Below are 20943 nucleotides of genomic sequence, written 5' to 3'. Positions count from 1 at the left end.
CCATGGCCGACTTCACGGTGAACGCGCGGCGCTTCGACCCGTACAAGAACTTCAAGTTCCGGGTGAAGTGGGACGGGCGCTACATCGCCGGCGTCAGCAAGGTCAGCGCGTTGCGGCGCACCACCGAGGTGGTCCGCCACCGGCACGGGGGTGACCCGAGCAGCAGCCGCAAGTCCCCGGGGCGGACCGAGTACGAGCCGGTCACCCTCGAGCGCGGGGTGACCCACGACCCGGAGTTCGAGCGCTGGGCGAACAAGGTGTGGAACTGGGGCTCGGCCATGGGCTCGGAGACGTCGCTGGCCGACTTCCGCAAGGACATCGTCCTCGAGGTCTGCAACGAGGCCGGCCAGGTCGCGCTCTCCTACGTCCTCTACCGGTGCTGGGTCTCGGAGTACCACAGCCTCCCCGATCTCGACGCCAACGCGAACGCGGTCGCCATCCAGTCGCTGAAGCTGGAGAACGAGGGCTGGGAGCGCGACGTCGCCGCCGTCGAGCCGACCGAGCCGTCCTTCGAACCGTGATGTCCCGGCCCGCCCGCACCGGCCCGTCCCGCGCGGGCGCCGCCCTGCTCGCGGGGTGGGAGGCGGCCGCCGAGCTGCCGGCGGCGGCCCGCCCCGCGGCCCTGCTGCCGCATCTCGCGGGGGTCCCGGGGCTGGAGGCGGCCCTGGATCTACCGGTCGGCCGGTGCGCCGCCCTCGCCGCCGCGTCGATCGTCAAGACCGCGGGCGGGACGCTCGAGGTGCTCCTCCGGTGCCCCGGGTGCCGCGCGTCGTCGGAAGTCACCCTCGACCTGACCCCGCTCGCCGCGGGTGGGGACGCGGACGGGGGCGCCCGCGCCGTGGTCCCACTCGCGCTCGGCGAGATCGAGGTCCGCGCCCCGACCACCCGCGACCTGCTGGCCACGCGCACGGAGCCGGACGGGGTCACGGCGCTGCTCGCGCGATGCCTGCGTCACGCCGACGGTCGGGAGCTCTCCAAGACGGAGATGGCCGGCCTGGCCCCGGAGGAGATCGACGCCGTCGACGCCGCCGCCCGCGAGCAGGCGGGGTCCGCGGGCACCGTGGTGCGGACGAGCTGCCCCGGGTGCGGCGCCGCCGTCGCCGCGCCCCTCGACCTCGGCGCGCTCTGGTGGCAGCAGGTCGCCGAGGCCGCCCACCGCCTGCTCGCGGAGGTCGCGACGCTGGCGCGCAGTTTCGGGTGGGCAGAGCGGGAGGTCCTGGAGCTGTCCCCGACGCGTCGAGCCGCCTACCTCGCGTTGGCGGAGGAGAGCAGTGCCGGCGTGCTCACCGCAGCGACGCCGTGACCGGGTTCTTCGCCGAGATGGCGAGCCGCGCCCGTGGGCAGACGCCTGTGGTGGCGCTGCGACGGCGGGCACGGTTCGAACCCGTCTCCACGTCCGACGGGCCGGACGCGCCCGACGGACCGGTCGTGCCGGGCGTCCGGCACCACCCGAGCGAGCCCCGGGCCGTACCGTCGCCGATCGATCCCGCCGTGGTCGACGATCCCGCCGTGGTCGACGATCCCGCCGTGGTCGACGATCCCGCCGTGGTCGACGAACCCGCCGTGGTCGACGAACCCGCCGTGGTAGACCCCGCTGTGTTCGACCCCGCCCTGGTCGACTCCCGCGTGGCCGACGAGGACCTCGACCAACCTGAGCGGACGCTCGACACCCGGGTTGCGGCCCACGGCGGCACCGGGGTCCCCCGGAGCATCACGACACCCGACCGCCACGTCCACACGCCGCCTCCGGGAAGCGCTCGCCCCCCGGCGTCGCCCGCCCGTGCGACGCCCGGCCCCGTCCCAGCCGCCACACCCCCAGCCACCACGCCCGCAGGCGCCGCGTCGCCTGCCGCGGCGCCCCCAGCCCCCGCTCCCCGTGTCGCCGCGTCCTCGGACGCCGCCACCCCGGCCGTCGCCTCGCCGGTCGATGCGGCCCCGCCGGTCACCCCCGTGGTCGACGGCCTCCGACTCCCGGTCGAGCCGGCGTCGGCCTCCGACCCCGCGCCGACCGCGTCCGGCCGGGACGCGCCCATGCCGGAACGGACCGCCACCCCGGCGCAACCCGCCCGGGCCGAGCCCGCCGCGGACGTCCCCGTTCCTGAGCACCCCGACCACGGAGAGCGGGAAAACGAGGACCCCGCCCGCGAGGACACCACCGCCGAGAACACCACCGCCGGACACGCCCGGTCCGCCGTCGCGGGGGGCACCCTCGACGACCCGGGACGGGCTGGGCCTCCTCGAGACGTCGCGCCCCGTCCCGCCCACGCACCGCCACCCTCCGCATTCCCGGCTCCCGCGACGCCGCTCCCACGCCTCGCTCGGAAGGCGGGCGCCGCGGACGCGGCCCTCCCGTCGAGCCCGGGCAGCACGCGAAGGGTCCACCCGCCTCCGAGGCCGGCCGGCGTCCCGCGGTCCGCCGCGCGGTGGGTCGCGTCCGCGCCGGTGCGCGACGCCTCCGGAGGGGCGCCCGCAGAACCCGAACCGTCGGCGCGGCAATCCGGAGCCACACCCGAGGCAGGTCCCGACCCCGTCACGGCCCGGTCCGCGGCGCATCAGGCCGCCGCGCCCCAGGCCCTCGCCGACGAGATCGACGCGCACCCGGCCCTCGCCGACGAGGTCGACGCGCACCCGGCCGTCGCCCGCCGGCTCGTCGATGCCCTGCGGGACGCCGACCTCCTCGCGGCGGCGGAGACGCTCGACGTCCGGGTCGGGGACGAGGCGCCCCCGGAACCGACGGTGGGCGTCACGCAGGTTCGCCTGGACCGGCCCGAGGTGGCCCGCTCCGATGCCGCCCCCGAGGGTCCGCGCGTCCGTCCGCGCTCAGGCGCGCCGCGTCCCCCCGACGTCCACGTCCACATCGGCCGGGTCGAGATCGTCCGGGGCCCGCCACCGGCCGGCGGACCCCCCACCCCACCGGCGTCGGAGCCGCCGGTCTCACCGGCACCGACGCCGTCGCCCGCGACCCCTCCGGCCCGCAGCCCGCTCGTCGCCGTCGACCACGCCGACTACCTCGCGCGACGCCGGGGGCGACGGTGAGCAACGACCTCGCCGTCGCCGCGGTCACCGCCGTCCTGCGGGCAGTGCTCGAACGGGCCCTGGCGCACACGCCGCCCCGCGCGCTCGACGGCGCCCGTGTGACCACCGTGCGCCCCGACCGCCTCGCCATCCAGGACGGCCCGGGGCTCAACGTCTTCCTCTACGGCGTCTCGCCCAACCACGGCTGGAACCTTCACGACCTGCCCACCCGCGGGAGCGACAGCGCGCTCCGGCACCCGCCCCTGGTCGCCCTGGACCTGCACTACCTGCTCAGCGCGTACGGCGCCGACGACGCGCTCGACGCCCAGCGGATGATCGCTCGGGCGATGGCGGCGCTGCACAGGGACGCCGTGCTGGCCCGTCCCCTCATCGCCTCGGTCCTGGACGACCTGCGCGAGGACCACGTGCTCGGCTTCCTGGCCGAGGCCGACCTGGCCGACCAGGTCGAGCTGGTCAAGCTGACGGCGCAGTCCCTGTCCCTCGACGAGCTCAGCAAGCTGTGGTCGATGTTCGTCCAGGCCCCCTTCGAGCTCTCGGTCGCCTACACGGCGTCGGTCGTGCTCGTGGAGAGCGACGTCGACCTGCGCGCACCACTGCCCGTCCGCGAGCCCCGGGTCGTCGTCTCACCGGGCCCGCTCCTGCAGCTGACCTCGCTGGGCACCCGGCCCGGGCCGACCGCGTCCGGAGCCGGCACCGAGGTCGTGCTCGACGGAACCGGCCTGAGCGGCCCCCACACCGAGGTGCACGTCGGCCCGGCGACGTTGACCCCCCGCGAGGGCACCGCGACGCGACTGACGGTGCTGCTCGACGCCACGGTGCCCGCGGGCGTTCACGCCGTGCGGGTCCGCCACCGCGAGCCGGTGACCGCCGGCGGCGCCGAGCTGCGGATGGTGGCGCAGTCCAACGTGCTCGCGCTGACCGTCCGTCCCTCCGTCGTCCCCGGGCCCGTCACCGGCACGACCGTCGTACTGCGCATCGACCCCCCGGTGCAGCCCGGACAGCAGGTCCGGGTGCAGCTCGACCCGCTGCCCGACGAGGCCGGGACGGCGCCCACTCTTCGGGCGCGCACGATCCGACTGCCCCCTCGCGCTCCCGGGCAGGGCCCCCTCCAGGAGCACCCGCTCGACCTCGCCGACGTGCCCGTCGGCCCGTGGCTGCTGCGGGTCCAGGTCGACGGCGTGGACAGCACGCCCGAGGTCCTCGGCGATCTGTACGCCGCCCCGACGGTGACGGTGTCCGCACCGTGAACGCCGACGACCCGACTCCGGACGCCGCGCGCGCCTGCCTGGTCGCCGAGCTGGACGTGCTCCGGGCCCGGCTGCGCGGCGCGGCCGACGACCCGCACGCGCCCGGCACGCCCGACCCGGTGACCGAGGCCGAGAGGGCACTGGTCGCCGCCCGCGCCCGGTGTCCGGGCGCGACACCCCTGGATCTCGTGGCCGACGGCTTCGGGCTCAGCACCTTCGAGCGCTCCGTGGTCCTGCTCGCCGCCGGCCCCGAACTGGTCAGCGCCGTGCGCGACGAGCTCGAGGTCGCGTGCGGACGCCCGCGGCCCTCGTTCGGCCTGGCCCTGCGCCTGCTCCCCGACGCCCATTGGGACGCCGCGACGCCCACCGCGCCGCTGCGGCGATGGCGCCTGGTCCGGCTGGACGAGCCGGGATCTCCCATGCACAGCTCGTTGGCCGTCGACGAACGCGTGCTCCACCATCTCGCCGGTGCCGGCCACCTCGACGCCGAGGTCGCCGTGCGGACGCGGACGGTGCCGGTGCCGACCTGGCTCCCGGCGCCGTGGGAGCTCGCGGCCGACGCCGTGGCGCGGTCCTGGCGCCAGGAGCGCGTGGTCCTGCTGCACGGACCGCAGGCCGGCGCGCGCGGCGCCGTCGCGGCGACGGCGGCCGCGCGCTCGGGACTGCGCCTGCTCGCCATCAGGGCCGACGACGTGCCCGACGAGCCCCCGGCCCGCGACGGCCTCGTCCGGTTGATGGAGCGCGAGACCGTGCTCGGCGGCTACGCCTGGGCGCTCGACGTGCGCGGTGGGCGCGCCGAGGACGCCGACCGCCTGCCCCGCGCCCTGGCCGGCCTCGACGCGCCCCTGGTCGTGCTCGCCGACGACGTGCGTGCCGGGGGCGTGCCGGACTTCGCGTCGGTGGGCTCGCGGCCCGGCGTACCGGTGGCCGTGCCGCGGTTGGAACGCGCGCAGCGGCGCGACCTGTGGGATCGGGTCCTGGCCCGGCACGGCCTCGCCGACGACCCGGTGCCCGCCGAGGAGCTCGACGCCGTCGCCGGGGTGTTCGACCTCGACCTCGACGCGGTCGAGGACGCCGCCGCGGAGATCGCCGGCGGTGGCGCCGTGTGGGACGCGTGCCGTCGCGCCGGGCGGGCCGCGTTCGGCGGTCTCGCCCGGCTCGTCACGCCGCGTGCGAGCTGGGACGACCTCGTGCTCCCCGACCCGCAGCGGAGCCAGCTGCGCGCGCTCGTCGCCGCGCTGCGCCACCGGCACACGGTGCTCGACGACTGGGGCTTCGGGGCCCGCAGCCGTGGCGTCGGCACCACCGCCCTGTTCGCCGGCCCCAGCGGCACCGGTAAGAGTCTCGCCGGTGAGGTCGTGGCCGGCGCGGTCGGTCTCGATCTCGTCCACGTCGACCTCAGCCAGGTGCTGAGCAAGTACATCGGGGAGACCGAGAAGAACCTGGGGCGGCTGTTCGACGCCGCCGAGGACGCGGCGGCGGTGCTGCTCTTCGACGAGGCCGATGCCCTGTTCGGGCGCCGCAGCGAGGTGCGCGACAGCCACGATCGCTACGCCAACCTCGAGGTCGGCTACCTGCTTCAGCGCATGGAGGAGTTCCGGGGCCTGGCCATCCTGACCACCAACCACCGCAGCGCGCTCGATCCGGCGTTCCTGCGGCGCCTGCACACGGTCGTGTCGTTCCCCTACCCGGACCCGCAGACCCGCCGGCGCCTCTGGCGCATCGCGGTGCCACCGACCGCCCCGACCCACGATCTCGACCCGGCCCGCCTCTCGGAGATCGACCTGCCCGGTGGCGGCATCGCGGCCGCCGCGCTCACCGCGGCCTACCTCGCCGCCGAGGAGGGTGGCCCGCTGCGCGGCGAGCACGTGCGGCAGGCGAGCCGGTGGGAGCTGGCCAAGTCGGGTCGGGTCCCGCGGAGCCGTTGAGCGGGCGGGCTCAGCGGCTCATCCGGAGAACCTTCTTCTGCACCTCCTCGGCCAGGACCTCACCGGTGTCGAGGGCCACCTCGTCGGCCGCGATGCGGACGCCGTTGTGCACGGCGACCCGGACGTGACCGGACGGACCGGCGACCCGGATGCGTGGCGCGGTCTCGGCCAGCGCCTGCGTCGCCTCCCTGGCCCCGGTCTCCCCGGCCGCCTCGGCCAGCGCCGCCGCGCCCCCGCGGGCGACGGCGAGGCCGCTGCCCGCGGTGATGATCGCGACGAAGACGTCGATCGGGTCGATCAGCGGTGTCTGCAGGGCGGCGTCGTGCATCGGCCATGTGCCGACGACCTCGCCGTGGCGCGTGACCACGACGAGGGTGGCGCCGACCTGGGCGACCCAGTGGCTGATCTCCTTCGTGGCGGGGTGGCGCACGAGCCGGAACGCCGACGCCGGCACGCTGCTCTGCCCCACGGCGACGGGCAGACCCCGGTGCAGCCGCGTCTCGAAGTACGTCGACGGCCCGGGCGGCGCCAGCGGGTCGAACCCGAGCGCCTTGCGAGCGGCGTCGGCCCGCTTCTGGTCCTCCTCGGTGAGACGGACCGAGCTGCTCTCCGCGAAGAAGATCCCCTCGAAGTAGTCGATCTGGGTGCGGCACTCGAGGAGGAACTCGCGCACGTACGCCACCCACTCGGACGTGCCGGGCACGAGACGGCTGCGAGCGATCTCCGCGTCGAGCTGGGTGTAGAAGCGGTCCCAGAGATCCCGGATGCGCGAGTTGTGCAGCTGCCGGCGGTTCTCCAGCTCCGGGCGGATGCCGCGCACGTTGGTCAGCGAGTTCAGCTCGGCCGCGGTGAACGCGCCCGGATAGCGATCGAGGACCTGGAGCTCGATGCCGTGGTGCACCTGCCCACCCGGGGCGACCCCGAGCCTCCTGGCGTACTCGGGTTGGAGGCGGTCGAACTCGGCGCGCGCCGCCGTGGACGACGTGTTCGACGGCAGCCGCCCGGGGCGCGGCCGGATCGGCGGGCCCGGTGGACCGGGGTACTCGACGATGCCCGAGTCGTCCGGGGTGGGCCCGAGCGCGAGCGCGTCACGGTCGAGGTGCTCGCTGACGTGGAACGTCTGGCCGCCGACGACCGCGGTCGCCGCCCGGTCGGCCTCGCCTTCGGCCGCGACCGAGCTCGGTCCCGGTGCCGCGGCGGCGCGGCCTCGGGCCGGCACGTCCTGTTGCGCCACGTGCGCGAGCTCGTGCGCCAGCAGCCACCGCCCGGCCCGGGTGTCGGTCGGGGTCCCCAGGACGACGTCCTCGCCGCGGGTGTAGCCGCCGGCGCCGATCGCCGCGGCCGACCGTCGGGCGTCCGGACCGGCGTGGACCCGAACCTCACTGAAGTCGTGCCCGAGAAGCCGCCCCATCTCCCGCCGCACCCCGTCGTCGAGAGGCCGTCCCCCCTCCCGCACCACGGGCGCCGCGGTCGGACGGGCGGTGTCGCGGACCCACGGGGAGTCAGCGCTGCGTCCCGACGTCCTCGTGGGTTCGGCCGGTACCGGTCCGGCGCCCGTCACGACGAACCTCCCGAATGTTCGCAGCTTCCCCGCGAGTTCGCGGGCGCGCGCAGAATGCGTTGCGGCATGGCGACGAGTGTTCCCCCGAACACGGTTGCCAGACACCCCCGTGAGTGTGTTCGAGGACAGCATGCACTCAGGGTGAACAGTGCGGCACACGTCGCGTGGTGGTGTCGGCCTGCATCCGTATGAACGAATGGCGGGCGAGCCGCAGCGGGGCCAGCGCGCTCGCCACCACGACCATGTCCGCCGTGACCGGCGTCGCCGCGGCGACGACCACTCGCGTGATCGGCGCCCTCGCCGTCCCGGTTCTCATGGAAATCGCGATGGACGCGCTCGTGGGTTCGGCCACGCTCGCGCCGGGCGTCGCCCTCGTGCTCAGCCACCCGGTTACGGCCACGGAGATCGGAGCGTTCGTCGCCTGGCAGACCGTGCAGGTCGCCCGCGGCCGGGGCTCCGCGCCTAGCTCGTACAGCTAACGGCCTCGAACAGCTCATGACCGTCGAAGGGGTGATGAGCCTCGAGGTTCGACGTGGCCATACACGTGCAGGTCGTCGGCACCTCGGGCGAGGCGCTCCAGATCATCCGGCCCCGCGGCCGAGGCCGAATCGTCTTGCCGGAGACATTCGAGGTCACCGTGACCGAGAGCCCCGTGCACTGCCCGCCACGTCACGTCGTGTCGCTTTCACGACCGGGTGGCCCCGTGGACCGGCCTCATCCACTCACCCGAGGAGCCCTTCTTCTGCACCTCCTCCGCCAGCGCCTCCCCGGTGTCGAGGGCCGTCTCCTCGGCCGCGATGCGCACGCCGTGGTGAGTTGGGTCAGGGGCGGTACGGGGAGAGAAATGGTTGGGAGCGGAGCTCAGGGGATCGGGGTGAAGCGCAGCACGGAGCCCGCGTGCACGGTGGTGTCGAGGGCGTCCTTGAAGTTCTGGGCCCATCGAAATCGGACAAGGGTGCCGCTGTCCACCGTATGGTCTTCAGGCTTCGGGGCGACCGTTCCGAAGACCTGAATGGCCCGGCGGACGCCGAACCCGGCCCCCTTCGCCGCAACCTCCACCGCCGACCCCCGTATGTCGTCGTCCGGGCTCGGTTGCCCTGGCAAAGCCGGGTATCGCACACACAGGTTGGCGACGTAGTCGCTTGAGAACGCAAGTCTGAACACGAAGTTGGCAGTGGTGGTGGCGCTAAAGACGATGAGCCCGTCGACCGCGTACTTGCCGAGGTCGAGTCCGGCGTCACCGAACAACTCGGAGTCTGACTTCAATTCGTCGTCGTTGTGTCGATTCTCATCGACACTCTTGATCTTGACAAGTGCTACGTTCGTCCAGGCGAGGCCCGTGTCAACCGCACTGTTCACGGTGAGGACCTGGTTGTCCTTGCCGGACGGCAGGCGGGTGAGAGCGCCCCCCGCGGTCCTGACATAGAGGTCACCCTTTGTCGTGAGCGTCGATTTGTCGGCCTTGCCGTTCTCAAGGGTGCTCACGCGGTTGGTGAGCGGCGTGAGGTTGACCGGCGAGGCCCATTTCAGACCGGTGACAGTGCTGTTGTCGGCGGTCAACACCTGATCGTTCGCGGACGGCGCCGCGAGCCGGCCCGGCGTGTCCGACGCGGTCGCCACGAACAGGTCACCCTTCGCGTCCAACAGCGACTTGTCGACCCTGGCGTTCTCGAGGCTGGTCACGCGGTTGGTGAGCGGCGTGAGGTTGACCGGCGAGGCCCATTTCAGACCGGTCACGGTGCTGTTGTCGGCGGTCAACACCTGGTCGTTCGCGGACGGCGCCGCGAGCCGGCCCGGCGTGTCCGACCCGGTGGCCACGAACAGGTCACCCTTCGCGTCCAGCAGCGACTTGTCGACCTTGCCGCTCTCGAGGGTGGTGGCTCTGTTCTCGAGGGTGGTCGCTCGCGTCTTCAGCGAGTCGGCGAGCTGCTGGAGCGTGTCGAGCTTCGTCTGCAGCCGTGCGATGTCGGCCTCGATGGCCTCGAGCTGAGCGAGGGTGGCGAGCTCGGCGAGGCTCGGGACGAGGTGGCGCCGGTCCTCGGTCGAGGTCCAGCTCGCGGCGCCCATGCCGCGGGTCAGGACGGCCAGGGGCGCGACATGGCGTTGCGGGCCGTGGGGCGGCCGCTCCGCCGGATGTCCCTGCTCGTCGGTCGGCCAGTCGAGCGTGCCGCGAAGGTCGGCGAGGCCGTAGGACAGGCGCACGGCGCGGGCGGGCACCAGCCAGTAGTCGCCGACCCGGTACGTGCCGCCGGAGAAGCGCACCTGGATGCCGCCCTCCAGGTCGACGAGGAGGTTGGCCGCCTGCTGGGGGGACGCCTCCCAGCGGCGCACGATCGGGGCGCGGCCGAGGGCCTCGAGGGTGTCGGGCCGCCGGTCACCCTCGAGCCACGTGATCGGCAGGCGCAGCTGGTCGGGAGCACCGACGGTGGCGAGGTAGCCGGGCCTCCCCCGCAGCATCTGGTCGGTGCTGGTGATCTCGACGATGTCGGCCGCGCGGAGGGAGAGCTCGACGTCGCGGCCAATCCGGTCCACCGTCAGCACGGCGCGCGAGGCCGGGCCGTCCGCTTCGATCTTCTCGATCCCGGCGACGACGCTGCCGTTCTCGCGCGACCAGAGGAACCGCGGTCCCCCGGGGCCCGTGTCGTGGATCTGCACCCGGTAGAGCTGGTTCTCGAGCCGGGTGTAGCTGCCCGGGAGATCCGACCCCTCCGCTCCTGACGACTCCGCCCCGTGCGACCCCTGGCCGGGGTCCAGCGGTGTGCGGGCCAGCGACGCGACCATCCTCCCCGGCGACCCGGGGGTGCTCGCCGCGCCGTCGCGGTCCAACCGCGCCTGCCACACCGTGCGGGCGCGGGTGGTGGTGTCCGGTCCGCCGAGGGCCGGTTCGCGCAGCGCCGGGTCGTCGTCCGGGGTGACGTGGTGGGTCCACACCTCGAGGGAGAGCTGGTAGGTCCCGGCGTCCTTCGGTTCCTTCAGCCCCGGCTCGCGCTCGATCGTGGGGAGGTAGGGCTGGTCGGACAACGAGGAGGCGGTCCGCGCCTCGCAGCGAATGCCGTCCACGTAGTACGCACCGGCGCCGAGGCGCAGGTCGTCCCACTTCGCGTTCGACACCGACGCCCCGGAGGCGGTAATGACCGCGAAGCCGGCCTCGTCGACGAAGCCGCCGTGGGGCCCGAGCAGGTCGCGGGTGCGGACCTCGTCGCGGTGCGCGGTGATCTCGGCCTGCTCGTTCCAGTCGGCGTCGAGCAGCACCCGACCCTGCTGCATGAGGACTGAGCGGTAGTCCTTCGTCGCGTCGAAGGTGAAGCGGCTGAAGTCGCCTTGCATCGTCAGCTCCCGAAGATGCCGATCTCGCGTCCGACGGGTAGGTACGGCGCCAGGGCCCGGGCCGCGGCGCGTACGCGCAGGGGCCGGCGCAGGTGGTGGTGCACGCCCATCTCCGTCCCGTCCTCACCTCCGGTCCGGAGGGGGTCCGGGCAGGCGCGGGACAGCGCCAGGTGGTCCGGTGCGCCCGGCTCGGTCGAGGCGTACACGGGCTCCGGTGCGGGTTCCCACCACTGGGCCGGCACGCAGCGGAACCGTCGCGGCGTGGCGGATCCGGGCCGGGAGTAGGTGTAGCGCAGCGCGCCGGTCTGGCGGTGGGCGATCGCCAGGTCCCCGTCGAGCAGGCAGCTGCTCGCGTCGAGCGACCGCACCGCGACCGTGCCCCGCACCGTGGTGCCGTCCAGCACGACGTGGGCTCCCTCGCCGCGCAGCGAGCCCTCGACGACGGAGTCGGTCACGGCCAGACCGGGCACGGTCGCGGCGAGCTCGACGTCGGCGACGGCGCCGCGCACCACGCGCAAGCGCAGGTCGCCGTTCGCGGCGGTGGGCGTGGCGCGGACCCGGACCTGCTCGGTGACCGTGGTCTGGGCCAGGGTCAGCGCGCCCAGCTCGCCGGGCTCGACGACGACGCCGCCGTCGATCAGCAGCCCGTCGACGACGAGGCTGCTCCCGGGTCCGCCTGTGACGGTGAGCCGGCCCGCCAGGTGGGGGCGCAGGCCGTCGGGGAGGTAGACCCGGGGCTCGTCGACGTGGTCGCGGCGCAGGGGCCGGGTGGCGGCGACCAGGATGAGGCGGGCGCCGGCGGGCAGGTCGACGGTCGGGTTCTCGACGTAGGTGGCGTTGTCGCCCACCGAGACCACGACGGTGCGCCCCGGTCCCGGGTCCACGCGCGTGAGGGCCTCGGTGATCGACGGTGCCGCCCCCGCGGCCGGGTCGGCGAGCACGGCGACCTGGCGCAGCGGCTCCGGGTCCCCGTCGTAGCGGTCCGCGATGACCACCTGCTCGTGGACGGTGGAGCGGTCGTAGGTGCCCGCGCCCACGTCGGCCGAGGCGGCGTAGGCGTGGCGTACCTCCACGGTGGCCGGCGTGACCCGGGCGCCGTCGCGGTACACGACCAGCCGACCGCGGACCGGGTCCACGAGGACCTGCAGCGCCGGCGGGGGCGCGTGCCCGTCCTCGTCGACCGCCAGACCCTCCAGCCCGGCCACGCGCAGGGCGTCCGCGGCGATCTCGACGCCGTCGACCCGGACCCGGACGGGCAGCGCCGAGGGGTCGGCGCCCTCGAGCCGGCGGGCGTCGGCGAGCAGGGCGAGCAGGCCGTGCGGGTCCAGCGGCGTCGGCACCGAGCGGGATTCGGTCCCGGGCGGCACGAACAGGGGCATCGGGTACCCGCGGGGGTCCACGGCGTAGCCGTCGCCGGAGCGCACCGCCCGGGGCCATCCGCGGGACCCGATCTCGTCGACCCGCAGGGGGTACAGGAAGACACCGACGGCCGGGAGGCCGTGGCGACCGCGCCCGGACCCGATCCGGCGGACCTCCGCGGAGTGGGCGAGCACGTCCGGGTCGGGGCTCAGGGTGACCGAGGCGGCCGCGGCGCGGGCGGCGCGCCGCAGCGGCGCGCCGTCGCGCACGGAGACCGTGGCCGGGCGGTCGAGGCGCACGTGGTCGAGGTGCACGGTCGTGACGAGGTTCGAGTAGTACTCGACCACCCGCGCGGGCCAGCCGGTCACGTCGGCGGCGACCCGCTCGAGCACGGTGACGGTCCCCTTGCGACGCCGGTAGGCGATTGTGTTGGCGACCAGGGCGCGACGGCTCGTGCCGGGCCCGAGGTCCGGCGGGAGCTCCTCGATGCCGATGAGGTCGGCGAGGTAGGGCAGCAGCCATTCGGCGCAGGTCTCCACGAACCACCCGTCGTAGAGGTCCTGCAGGTCGCGTTCGAGGACGGCGAGCTCGCCGGCGACGGCACCCAGCAGCGCGCGCAGCGTCCCGCCCGCACCGGCGTCGCGGCTGACCAGGTGCGTGGGCAGCCGGGCCAGGACCCGGTCCAGGACGGGGTCGTCCGGCGCGGTCGCGGGGCCGGTCACCGCAGCTCCTCGAACGTCGTGGCCCCGGTCCCCAGCACCAGCGCTTCGGCCGCCCGGACATCCGTCCCGTCCCAGCGAGCTGCGTGGGCCTCGAGCACGTCGAGCGCCGCCTCCCCGGAGGTCCGCACGCCCCGGGTGAGCTGGGGCCGGCGGGCGGCGAGCACCCCGGGCACCGAGCGCACCGCCACCAGCACGCGAGCCGCGCTCACGGCGCTCGCAATGCCCCAGCGGCCCTGGCCGAACTCGGCCTCGAGGCGTGCGACGACCTCCTCCTCCACGTCGGGTCGCCAGTACGCCGGGTCGGTGGCCAGCGCGACGTGCACCGAGAACTCGAGCGTCCCGGCCGGGAGCACGATCAGGGGCGCCACCGAGTCCCGGATCGCGTCCAGGGCGGACCGCAGATCCGCGCGCAGCTCGTCGCTGACGTCCTGCGCGTCGGTGCCCAGCAGGCTGACCGTCACGACGTCCCGGGTGCCGTTCCACACGGCGGTGGCCGTCGCCGCCTGCACGCCGACGAAGCCGCGCGCGACGTCGCCGTGGTCCTCGACCGAGACGACGCGGTCCAGGGTGCGGACACGGACGGGTGCGGTCCCCCGCACCTGCTCCTCGCTCTCCCGCCGCGCCCAGTCGTCGCTCGGGGCCGGGTTGGTGACCGAGCGGATACCGAACGGTCGGCGGGTGACGACGCTGACCTGGCCGGGCACCACGTCGCCCTCGGGACCGATGCCCACCCGGTAGGTCGCGGTGACGTTCTCCTGGCCGCTGGGGACCCGCGCCCCGTGCACGCCCTCGCCGAAGGTGATCGTGGCGATGCCGTCGTCGCGCTCGCGGACCGCGAACACGTGGTCCTCGCCGTGGACGTCGGCCAGTGACTCGACCTCGGTCCAGGCCACCCCGTCGACCCGGACCTCGAGGGAGCTGCGGATGCCGGTGGGGGTCGTGGCCCGCAGATGGGTCAGCGGACCGCGCCGCAGCGGGAACGAGCGGTACCCGGAGCGGTCGTCGCCACCGCCGAGCACCTGGGTCACGGTCTCGCCGTGGGTGGCTAGGACGACGTTGGCGTGCACGTGCAGCCCGCGGGGGTCGTAGATGCGGGTCAGCTCCGGGTCGACGACGAGCCGCGTCGTGCCCGGCACCGGGCCCGGGCCGCACTCCCGCACCCGCGTGCTCTCGGCCTGCGGCGGTGGCGACGCGGCCTGGGGGGTGCCGGGCGCCGGCGGCGTCGTGCCGTGCGGGTAGCCGCTGACGACCACGAGCCGTCCGACCAGGGCGGGATCCGCGGTGCCGGCGAGGACGACCTCCGGGCCGGTGACGGGTGCGGCCCGCGGCATCAGCGTGGCCGACCACGACCGCGAGCCACAGAGCACCACGGCGCCCCGACGATCGAGCTCCGGGAGATCCGTCCGGTCGGGCGTCACGCGGGTGAGGCGCCCGCTGACCCCGTAGCGACTGGCGGCACCGGGTAGGACGCCCTCGGCGAGGCACACCGCGGCCGCGGTGTCCGCCGTCCCGGGAGCTCCCGTCGGGGAGACCGGCCCCTCGATCGCGAGCACGGAGCCGGGGAGCACGTCCGGGTGGTCCCCGTCGATCTCCACGGTCCCGTCGTGCAGCAGCCCGAAGTCCTGCCAGCCGTGCGCGTCGGCACCCGCCGGCAAGGAGCCGTCGGGGCGACTGAGCAGCGCCGGATCGGGCGCGTTCCACCCGAAGAGGTACGCGCGGGTGGCGAAGACGTGCAGGCTCAACGGCCCGGGCCCGGCGTCCGCGGCGGGAGTCGCCGGGAGGCTGCCGCCTCCCGGCCGCGCGGTCAGGACGAGGCGGGTCCACCCACCGTGACCGCCTGCGTCCTCGACGACCTCGGTGACGGTGCGCACCACGCGGCCCCCCGTGGGGCCGGTGTCGACGACGACGGCGTCGCCCGCCCGCAGGCCGAGCGTGGTGCCCGCGACCCAGAGATCGCCGCAGGCGTCGGGTGGGCACGGCTGAGGGGTGCCCGCAGCTCCCGGGATGGCGTTCCACCCCGCCCGCGCGTTCAGCGAGGTCGAGGTCTCGAAGACCTGCGGCATCTGCCCCGGACCGGGCACGGTCTGCACCGGGGTGGCGCGCGGGACCACCGCCGCGCCGGGTGCGCCGGCGGCGTCCTCCACGGTGAAGGCCAGCGCGACCTGCGCGGCGGCCCCCGGCCGCAGCTCGTGGCCCAGGGTCCGCGCCAGCTCCCGCAGCGAGGCGCGCTCGGCGGCCGTCCGCAGGTAGCCCTCGTTGGCGATCCGCGCGGTGTAGAACGACACGGCGTCGGCGACCGTCGCCCAGGCGTCGAGCAGGGCCACGGCCGGGTCGTCGCTGTCGTGCTGGGACAGCGCCCGCACGGACGCCGGGTTGTCCTCGGCCGCGAGGCGGGCGCGCATGCGGGCCAGTGACGTCGGATGGTCGGCCACCCGCCGCTGCAGCGCCGCACGCCCGGGCGGCTCGCCGGCCGGGACGCTCACGCGCCACCGGCCAGCACGACCTCGACGCGCCCGTTCTCCAGGCGGCTCGGGTCGCTATCGGCGCGCAGCACCTCGTCCGGGGCCGCCTCGATCCGGTCCCGACCCTCCGGCGGCGGGGGTGGACCACCCCAACGGCGAAACCGCAGCGGGGGCTCCGCCAGCGTCCCCTCGCCGTCCTCGTCGTCGACCTCGACCCAGTCCACCCCCGTGACCCCCATGGCGGTGACGATCACGTCGTCGGCCCGCACCGGCTGCCCGAACGTGAAGCGCCCCGGGCCGAAGAACCCGCCCTCGGCGGCCGCGAACGCATCGGCGAGCAGGCGCCGCGCCTCCTGGGGCGGGTAGCCGGGGTGCAGGTGCACCCGCATGACGATCTCCACGGCGACCGTGAGGGCCCCGCCGACCACAACGTCCACCCCGGCCATCCGCCGGGCCGCCAGCGCGGACTCGACCTCGGCCCACACCGTCGGATCGTGGGCGGCGCTCTCGGTGACGTCCACGGCGACGTCGACGACGTACCAGGAGCCGTTCCACCGGCGTCGGGCCACGGCGCGCCGCACACCGGGGACGGACCCCGCGACCTGGGCGTAGTCGGCTTCGGTGACGGCCCGCTGCTGGTTCCGGAAGGCGCGCGCCGCGCGCTCGCGCACGGTGGCCACCGGTTCGGGATCGGTGCCGCCGCGCGCGGGGAGCGGGTTGACGACTCGCAGCGCCGCGCGGGGATCGCCGACCGCGAGCACGGACCCGGCCGGGGCCAGCGGCGTGGTCAGGGCGCCGGCGGCGACGTTGCCGGCGCTCCCGCCACCGACCCGGTGGTATGCGCGCAGCGAGCTGCCGGGGTCGGGTCGGCGCCCCGCGACTCCGTCGCCGAACCGCACGCGACTGGTCCCGTCGGCCTCGGACTCGACGGTGAACGCGAGGGCCGTCGGACCCTCATCGAGTAGGTCGCGTCGCGGCGTCCACCGCCGGGCACCGTCGTCGAGGACGATCGCCGGGACGGCGCGCTGCGGATCGGGGAGCAGGGCGGCCGTCGCGCTGTCCGGGGCGCGGTCAAGCGGATCGGCCCAGGTCAGTTCGGTGCGAGCCAGGCGGGGCCGTGCCGGCACGTCGAGGGGTGCCCGCTCGGGCACCAGCGCCTCGTCGACCACGCCGGCGCCGTGGTCGGCCAGGACGACGTTGGCCCACGCCATCGCAGCCGGACGCGCCCGCCCGTCGTCGCCCCGGCGGGCGACGACCAGCGGCCGGGCCAGGGCGTCGTCGGCCACCCACTGCAGCTCCAGCACCGTCAGCGGCGGTGCGGCGAGCCCGTCCTCGTGGGCGACGGCGTCGCGCGCGAGGCGCACGGCGTGGCGGTCGCGCGGGTCGCCGTCCTCAGGCCGGTCGGTGCTGCCGACCGCGGCCAGGATCAGGACGTCACCGGCGAGCAGGGTCGGCACCCCGTCCGGGCAGCGCAGGAAGGCCACCGTGGCCCCGACCGGCAGGACGTGGTCGGGGTCGCCCCAGGAGTGCAGCCAGAGCCGGTTGCGGTCGTGGGTCAGGGTAATCGGGTGCCCGGTCTCGAAGACGATGCCGCCGTCGCGGACCACGTCGTCCACCGGCGGCCGGGGATCGTCACCGGCCCAGGCCTCGTCCGGGGGCCCGTCGGCGACCGGGGTCCCCGCGGGCAGTTCGACCGGCTGGCCGGGTGGGACATCGAAGGCGAGCCAGGTCCGCGCCGAGCACCCTTCGTGCATCCGGTAGTCCAGCAGCCGGGCGTGCCGGCGCACCGAGGCACGCTGCCGGGCGGTGCCGAGGTAGGCCTCGGTCGCCACCGCGTCCTGCCATGACGCCAACCGGTCCCCCAGCCCGGCGAAGAGCTCGAGGGTGGTCACGATCGGGTCGGCCGGGCTGCGGTCCGACCACCGGGGCAGCAGCGTCGCCACGCGGTCGATCAGGCGTGCCCGCAGCGCGTCGTAGTCGCGGGCGAGGTAGTCCGCGGCCGGCGACTCCGCGGGGGGTGGTGCGGCGGCCGCGGGCCGGTCGTCGAGGTCCGCGGGCTGGTCGACGGCGAAGCTGAACGCCGCCCGGGCCAGCGGTGGGTCGACCCCGGGCGGGGCGATCCCGCCCGCGGGCCCCACAACCTGCAGGACATAGGTCGACCAGTCCCCGCCGGAGGAGGTGCGCACCACCAGCACCCGCTCGCGATCCCCCTCCAGCACGGCCCGGTTGACCAGGGCACGGTCCTCGGGGGTGGCCTCGGCGGTGCCCTCAGCGGCGTCGGTGGAGTCGGCGGCGCCCTCGGCATCTGGGCCGAGGTCGTCGGCGCGCCGCGCCCAGAGCACCCGCACCGGGTTGACCCCCGGGTCGACCCGCACACCGCCGGCGACCCGGACCTGATCGAGCCGCAGCTCGGGCACCGGCCCGTGGATCCACCAGACCAGCAGCGTGCGCCGGACCGGGATGCCGGGCCGGTGGCCGGGGCTGTCCGGCAGGTTGGAGAGCACCTCCACGCGGTCGATGCCGGTCAGCCCCACCCCTGGTGGCGCCGCTGCGACCATGGCTCGTCGGATCTCGCGATCGACCCCGACCGTCCGCGCCTCCCCCGGCGGCCTCCCGGCGCCGAGCGGGTCGGGCAGCGGGGCGCCCGTGGTCATGGCGCACTCCCGAGCTCGTTGCTCACGGCGAGCACCTGGCGTCCCGCCGACTCGGATCCGATTCCGAGGGGGACGTAGGTGACCCGCACGTCGAGGCGCGCCTCTGCCGCCTCCACGGTGACCTCCTCGATGCGGACCAGGTCGCCGAGCCACTGCTGCAGGCTGCCGTGAACGAGGGCCTGCGCGGTCCGCGCGAGCTCGTCGCCGGCGGGTGCGAACACGAGGCGATCGAGACCGGTGCCGAAGTCCGGGCGGTGCAGGCGTTCGCCGGGCCGGGTGAACAGGACGGCCTCGACCAGCCCCCGCAGGTAGGCGTCGACGTCGACCGCGGCGGTGTGTCCGCGCCGGTCGAGCCGCCACGGAGTGCCGGCGTGAACCGCTCGGCGGGTCACGAGGCGCCCACCCGCGGCTGGGTGAGCGACACGACCAGCGGTGTCCCCGTCGGCGCGCAGGTGGCGGCACCGCCCCGGAGCACCAGCGGTTGACCGCTCGCACGGACCCGCACCGTGCCCGAGGTCCAGGTCGCGCCGGCGCACGGACCCCCCGCGGACGGCGGCAGGGCACAACCGGCGACGAGCCACGGGGTGGGCACTACCACGACCGGGCTGCCCGCGACGAGCACCCGCGGGTTCGCCCCGCCGGGACGGGCCTGCCCACCGTGCACGCAGATCACCGTGTCGGCCTGGGCGACCAGGGGGGCGGGCACTACGTCACCACCAGCGCGTCTTTGTTGATCTTCACCGAGGTTCCGTCGAGGACGACGCTGGAGGCACCGACGGAGAGCTCGATCCCGTTCCGGGTCATCGCCAGCGTGACCGGCAGGGGGACCGCCGGGGGGTCGACCGCGACGGTGAACCCGCCCGAACCGGGCAGGTCGTCGAGGGTGATGGTGATTGCCTCGGACTTCCAGACCTTGACCGTGGGCATCCCCCCGGCCGGTGGTTGGCCCGCCTCCCACCGGCCCCCGGCCAGAATCGGGTGGCGCGGGTCGCCGGCCTCGAACTCGATCCAGACCGCGGCGCCGGTGGGCGGCACGGCGTGGAAGCCCTGACCGGGGCCGGCGTAGGGCACGCACGGCTCGGCCCAGCTCAGGTGACCGTCCCCGAGGACCCGGGGCACCGAGACCTGCACCCGCCCGCGGAACTGCGGGTCCCGGTTGTTCTCCACCCGGCCGCGGTACTTGCCGAAGAACTCGCGCATCAGCCGACCGCCGTGACCGGAACGGCCGGCACCGTCGACCCGTACCCGTCGCGGGCCAGGGTGAACGCCTGCCGGTAGCTCCCCGGTTCGAGGGTGTGCTCGACACGCCGGACGTACCAGAACCCATCGTGGGACCACCCCGCGCCCCGGACGCCCACGAGGGCACGGGCCCGGAGCACGGCGCCGTAGCGCGCCCCGTCCAGCTCGCCCTCGGCGAGGACGGCGTCGACACTGCGGTCGACCTGGGCCTGCGCTTGGGCCTGAGCGGCGATCGCGTCGCTGCCGGCGTCGCGCACCCGGCGCTCGCGGAGGTCGGAGCGCGCCGAGACCCACAACGGGACCGCGGCCAGGGGCAGGCGGGTGGCGACGGGCACGACGATCGGAACCACCGCGTCGGTGCGGCGGTCGACGACGGCGCCGCTGACCACGGTGGGCGCCCACGCCTCGGTGCGGAAGCTGATCGTGGAGACCGTCGTCTCCGGGCCCATGTCCACCGAGAGCGCGCCCTGCACGCCAGCGCGTACCGGCGGACCCCAGTAGAACCGGCTCGTGCCCGGCGTGGGCCCCGGGATCGCGTAGGCGACGAAACCGTTGCGCCGGGCGAGGCCGCTGATGTGCTCGAAGTCGGTCCCGTGCTGGGTCGGGATCCGGTCGATCGGCAGCGGCGGGTCGGCGGTCGGCGGCGCCAGCGCCGCCGGCACAAGCCCGTCCGTGGCGTAGCGCTGCAGGATCGCCAGGACCTGAGGGAGATCGTCGAGGGCGGGGTGCTCGACGTCCCGCTCGACGCGGTCCAGCAGGTAGGACACGTCCTCTCCGGTGACGGTGAGGGTGGCCTCGCCACTCCGGTGGCCCGGGGTCCACCGGACCTCGGTGACGATCCCGTCGCAGAGCACCTGAGGGACGGCCCCGAAGCTCACCACCACCGCGACCCGTGCGAACGCCGCCAGCGGCGAGCCCGCCAGCCCAACGGGGTCCAGGGCCCCGGCCGTCCGTGACCGACCGGCGTCGAGGGTCAGGCTGAACAGCGAGCGGTGATCGTCGGACTCGGTGACCCGGACCGCGCGCACCCGCGCGGTCAGCGGGCCGGGCAAGGGCACCGGGACGGTGCGGCCAGTGAGCACCGTCAGGCGCATCCCGAGGGCCGGCACGGCTCAGGCCTCCGGCACGGGGATCACGAGCACCGCACCGACCGCGTCGGGCCCGGTCAGCGTGTCCGGGTCGAGCGCGTCGTTGGCCTCGGCGATGCGCCACCAGGCCGTGGAGTCCCCGTAGTACCGCGCGGCCAGGAGATCCAGACGGTCGCCAGTAAGGACGCGGTGGTGGGCCAGCGCCGCGACCGTGCCCGCTTCCGGCAGGGGGCGGCGGCGCAGGTAGCGGACCTCGCGTCGTTTCCGGGACGCGGTCGGCACCGCGGTCACGGCGGTCTCCACGCTCGCGTAACGGCTCG

General features: G+C 75.3%; 16 protein-coding genes. 6 read left to right on the top strand and 10 right to left on the bottom strand.

From position 1 onward, the window contains the following. Positions 1-2: 2 nt before the first annotated feature. From WCD58_RS15540 to WCD58_RS15520, 5 genes are all read left to right on the top strand, one after another. A complete protein-coding gene (locus tag WCD58_RS15540) occupies positions 3-521 on the top strand; it encodes a phage tail protein (protein ID WP_337703966.1) in 519 nt (172 codons plus the stop codon). Further along, positions 518-1303, top strand: a complete 786-nt coding sequence (locus WCD58_RS15535; protein WP_337703965.1) for a hypothetical protein — start codon at positions 518-520, stop codon at positions 1301-1303. The genes WCD58_RS15540 and WCD58_RS15535 overlap by 4 nt, the downstream gene beginning before the upstream one ends. A 1139-nt stretch (positions 1304-2442) precedes the next feature. Then, complete coding sequence (locus WCD58_RS15530) at positions 2443-3036, top strand: hypothetical protein (protein WP_337703964.1); 594 nt, start codon at positions 2443-2445, stop codon at positions 3034-3036. Then, the gene (locus WCD58_RS15525) at positions 3033-4283 is read left to right on the top strand and encodes a Pvc16 family protein (protein WP_337703963.1); all 1251 of its coding nucleotides are present in this window, start codon (positions 3033-3035) and stop codon (positions 4281-4283) included. Before WCD58_RS15530 ends, WCD58_RS15525 begins: the two co-directional genes overlap by 4 nt. Continuing rightward, on the top strand, positions 4280-6211 hold the full coding sequence (locus tag WCD58_RS15520) for an ATP-binding protein (RefSeq protein WP_337703962.1): 1932 nt from the start codon (positions 4280-4282) through the stop codon (positions 6209-6211). The genes WCD58_RS15525 and WCD58_RS15520 overlap by 4 nt, the downstream gene beginning before the upstream one ends. Before the next feature lie 10 nt (positions 6212-6221). On the opposite strand, the gene WCD58_RS15515 is transcribed toward WCD58_RS15520, so the two are convergent. Then, complete coding sequence (locus WCD58_RS15515) at positions 6222-7904, bottom strand: eCIS core domain-containing protein (RefSeq protein WP_337703961.1); 1683 nt, start codon at positions 7902-7904, stop codon at positions 6222-6224. A 119-nt stretch (positions 7905-8023) separates the two neighbouring features. Here WCD58_RS15515 and WCD58_RS15510 point away from each other — a divergent pair, with 119 nt between their 5' ends. After that, positions 8024-8251: a hypothetical protein gene (locus tag WCD58_RS15510; RefSeq protein WP_337703960.1), complete on the top strand. Its 228-nt coding sequence runs from the start codon at positions 8024-8026 to the stop codon at positions 8249-8251. Between the two features lie 382 nt (positions 8252-8633). Here the strand turns inward: WCD58_RS15510 and WCD58_RS15505 are convergent, their stop codons facing one another. From WCD58_RS15505 to WCD58_RS15465, 9 genes are read right to left on the bottom strand one after another with little or no spacing between them, the layout of a single operon-like run. Continuing rightward, entirely contained in the window at positions 8634-11099 is a 2466-nt protein-coding gene (locus tag WCD58_RS15505; protein WP_337703959.1) for a DUF6519 domain-containing protein, read from the bottom strand. A 2-nt stretch (positions 11100-11101) separates the two neighbouring features. Next, positions 11102-13180 (bottom strand): phage tail protein, encoded by a 2079-nt coding sequence (locus WCD58_RS15500; protein ID WP_337703958.1) that lies wholly within the window; start codon positions 13178-13180, stop codon positions 11102-11104. Then, positions 13177-15663 carry a baseplate J/gp47 family protein gene (locus WCD58_RS15495; protein WP_337703957.1) on the bottom strand — a complete coding sequence of 829 codons (2487 nt, stop codon included), beginning with the start codon at positions 15661-15663 and terminating at the stop codon, positions 13177-13179. The genes WCD58_RS15500 and WCD58_RS15495 overlap by 4 nt, the downstream gene beginning before the upstream one ends. Then, the gene (locus WCD58_RS15490) at positions 15660-18296 is read right to left on the bottom strand and encodes a baseplate J/gp47 family protein (RefSeq protein WP_337703956.1); all 2637 of its coding nucleotides are present in this window, start codon (positions 18294-18296) and stop codon (positions 15660-15662) included. Before WCD58_RS15490 ends, WCD58_RS15495 begins: the two co-directional genes overlap by 4 nt. After that, positions 18293-18688, bottom strand: coding sequence for a GPW/gp25 family protein (locus WCD58_RS15485; protein WP_337703955.1), 396 nt, complete (start codon positions 18686-18688; stop codon positions 18293-18295). The genes WCD58_RS15490 and WCD58_RS15485 overlap by 4 nt, the downstream gene beginning before the upstream one ends. Beyond that, a complete protein-coding gene (locus WCD58_RS15480; RefSeq protein ID WP_337703954.1) occupies positions 18685-19002 on the bottom strand; it encodes a hypothetical protein in 318 nt (105 codons plus the stop codon). The genes WCD58_RS15485 and WCD58_RS15480 overlap by 4 nt, the downstream gene beginning before the upstream one ends. Then, entirely contained in the window at positions 19002-19496 is a 495-nt protein-coding gene (locus tag WCD58_RS15475) for a phage baseplate assembly protein V (RefSeq protein WP_337703953.1), read from the bottom strand. Before WCD58_RS15475 ends, WCD58_RS15480 begins: the two co-directional genes overlap by 1 nt. Then, positions 19496-20644 carry a hypothetical protein gene (locus WCD58_RS15470; RefSeq protein WP_337703952.1) on the bottom strand — a complete coding sequence of 383 codons (1149 nt, stop codon included), beginning with the start codon at positions 20642-20644 and terminating at the stop codon, positions 19496-19498. The genes WCD58_RS15475 and WCD58_RS15470 overlap by 1 nt, the downstream gene beginning before the upstream one ends. A 3-nt stretch (positions 20645-20647) precedes the next feature. Beyond that, on the bottom strand, positions 20648-20914 hold the full coding sequence (locus WCD58_RS15465; RefSeq protein ID WP_337703951.1) for a LysM peptidoglycan-binding domain-containing protein: 267 nt from the start codon (positions 20912-20914) through the stop codon (positions 20648-20650). Between the last annotated feature and the right edge of the window lie 29 nt (positions 20915-20943).

The organism is Actinomycetospora flava (genome assembly GCF_037400335.1).
In the GTDB taxonomy this organism is placed as follows: domain Bacteria; phylum Actinomycetota; class Actinomycetes; order Mycobacteriales; family Pseudonocardiaceae; genus Actinomycetospora; species Actinomycetospora flava.
Note: the sequence above shows the minus strand (reverse complement) of the source record. Positions and strands in the feature narration are given on the sequence as shown.

What these genes read in the sequence shown, in the direction of transcription:
- WCD58_RS15505 (WP_337703959.1), bottom strand. Translation starts at nt 11,099, where the DNA reads ATGCAAGGCGACTTCAGCCGCTTCACCTTCGACGCGACGAAGGACTAC.
- WCD58_RS15475 (WP_337703953.1), bottom strand. Translation starts at nt 19,496, where the DNA reads ATGCGCGAGTTCTTCGGCAAGTACCGCGGCCGGGTGGAGAACAACCGG.
- WCD58_RS15540 (WP_337703966.1), top strand. Translation starts at nt 3, where the DNA reads ATGGCCGACTTCACGGTGAACGCGCGGCGCTTCGACCCGTACAAGAAC.
- WCD58_RS15490 (WP_337703956.1), bottom strand. Translation starts at nt 18,296, where the DNA reads ATGACCACGGGCGCCCCGCTGCCCGACCCGCTCGGCGCCGGGAGGCCG.
- WCD58_RS15515 (WP_337703961.1), bottom strand. Translation starts at nt 7,904, where the DNA reads ATGCTGTCCTCGAACACACTCACGGGGGTGTCTGGCAACCGTGTTCGG.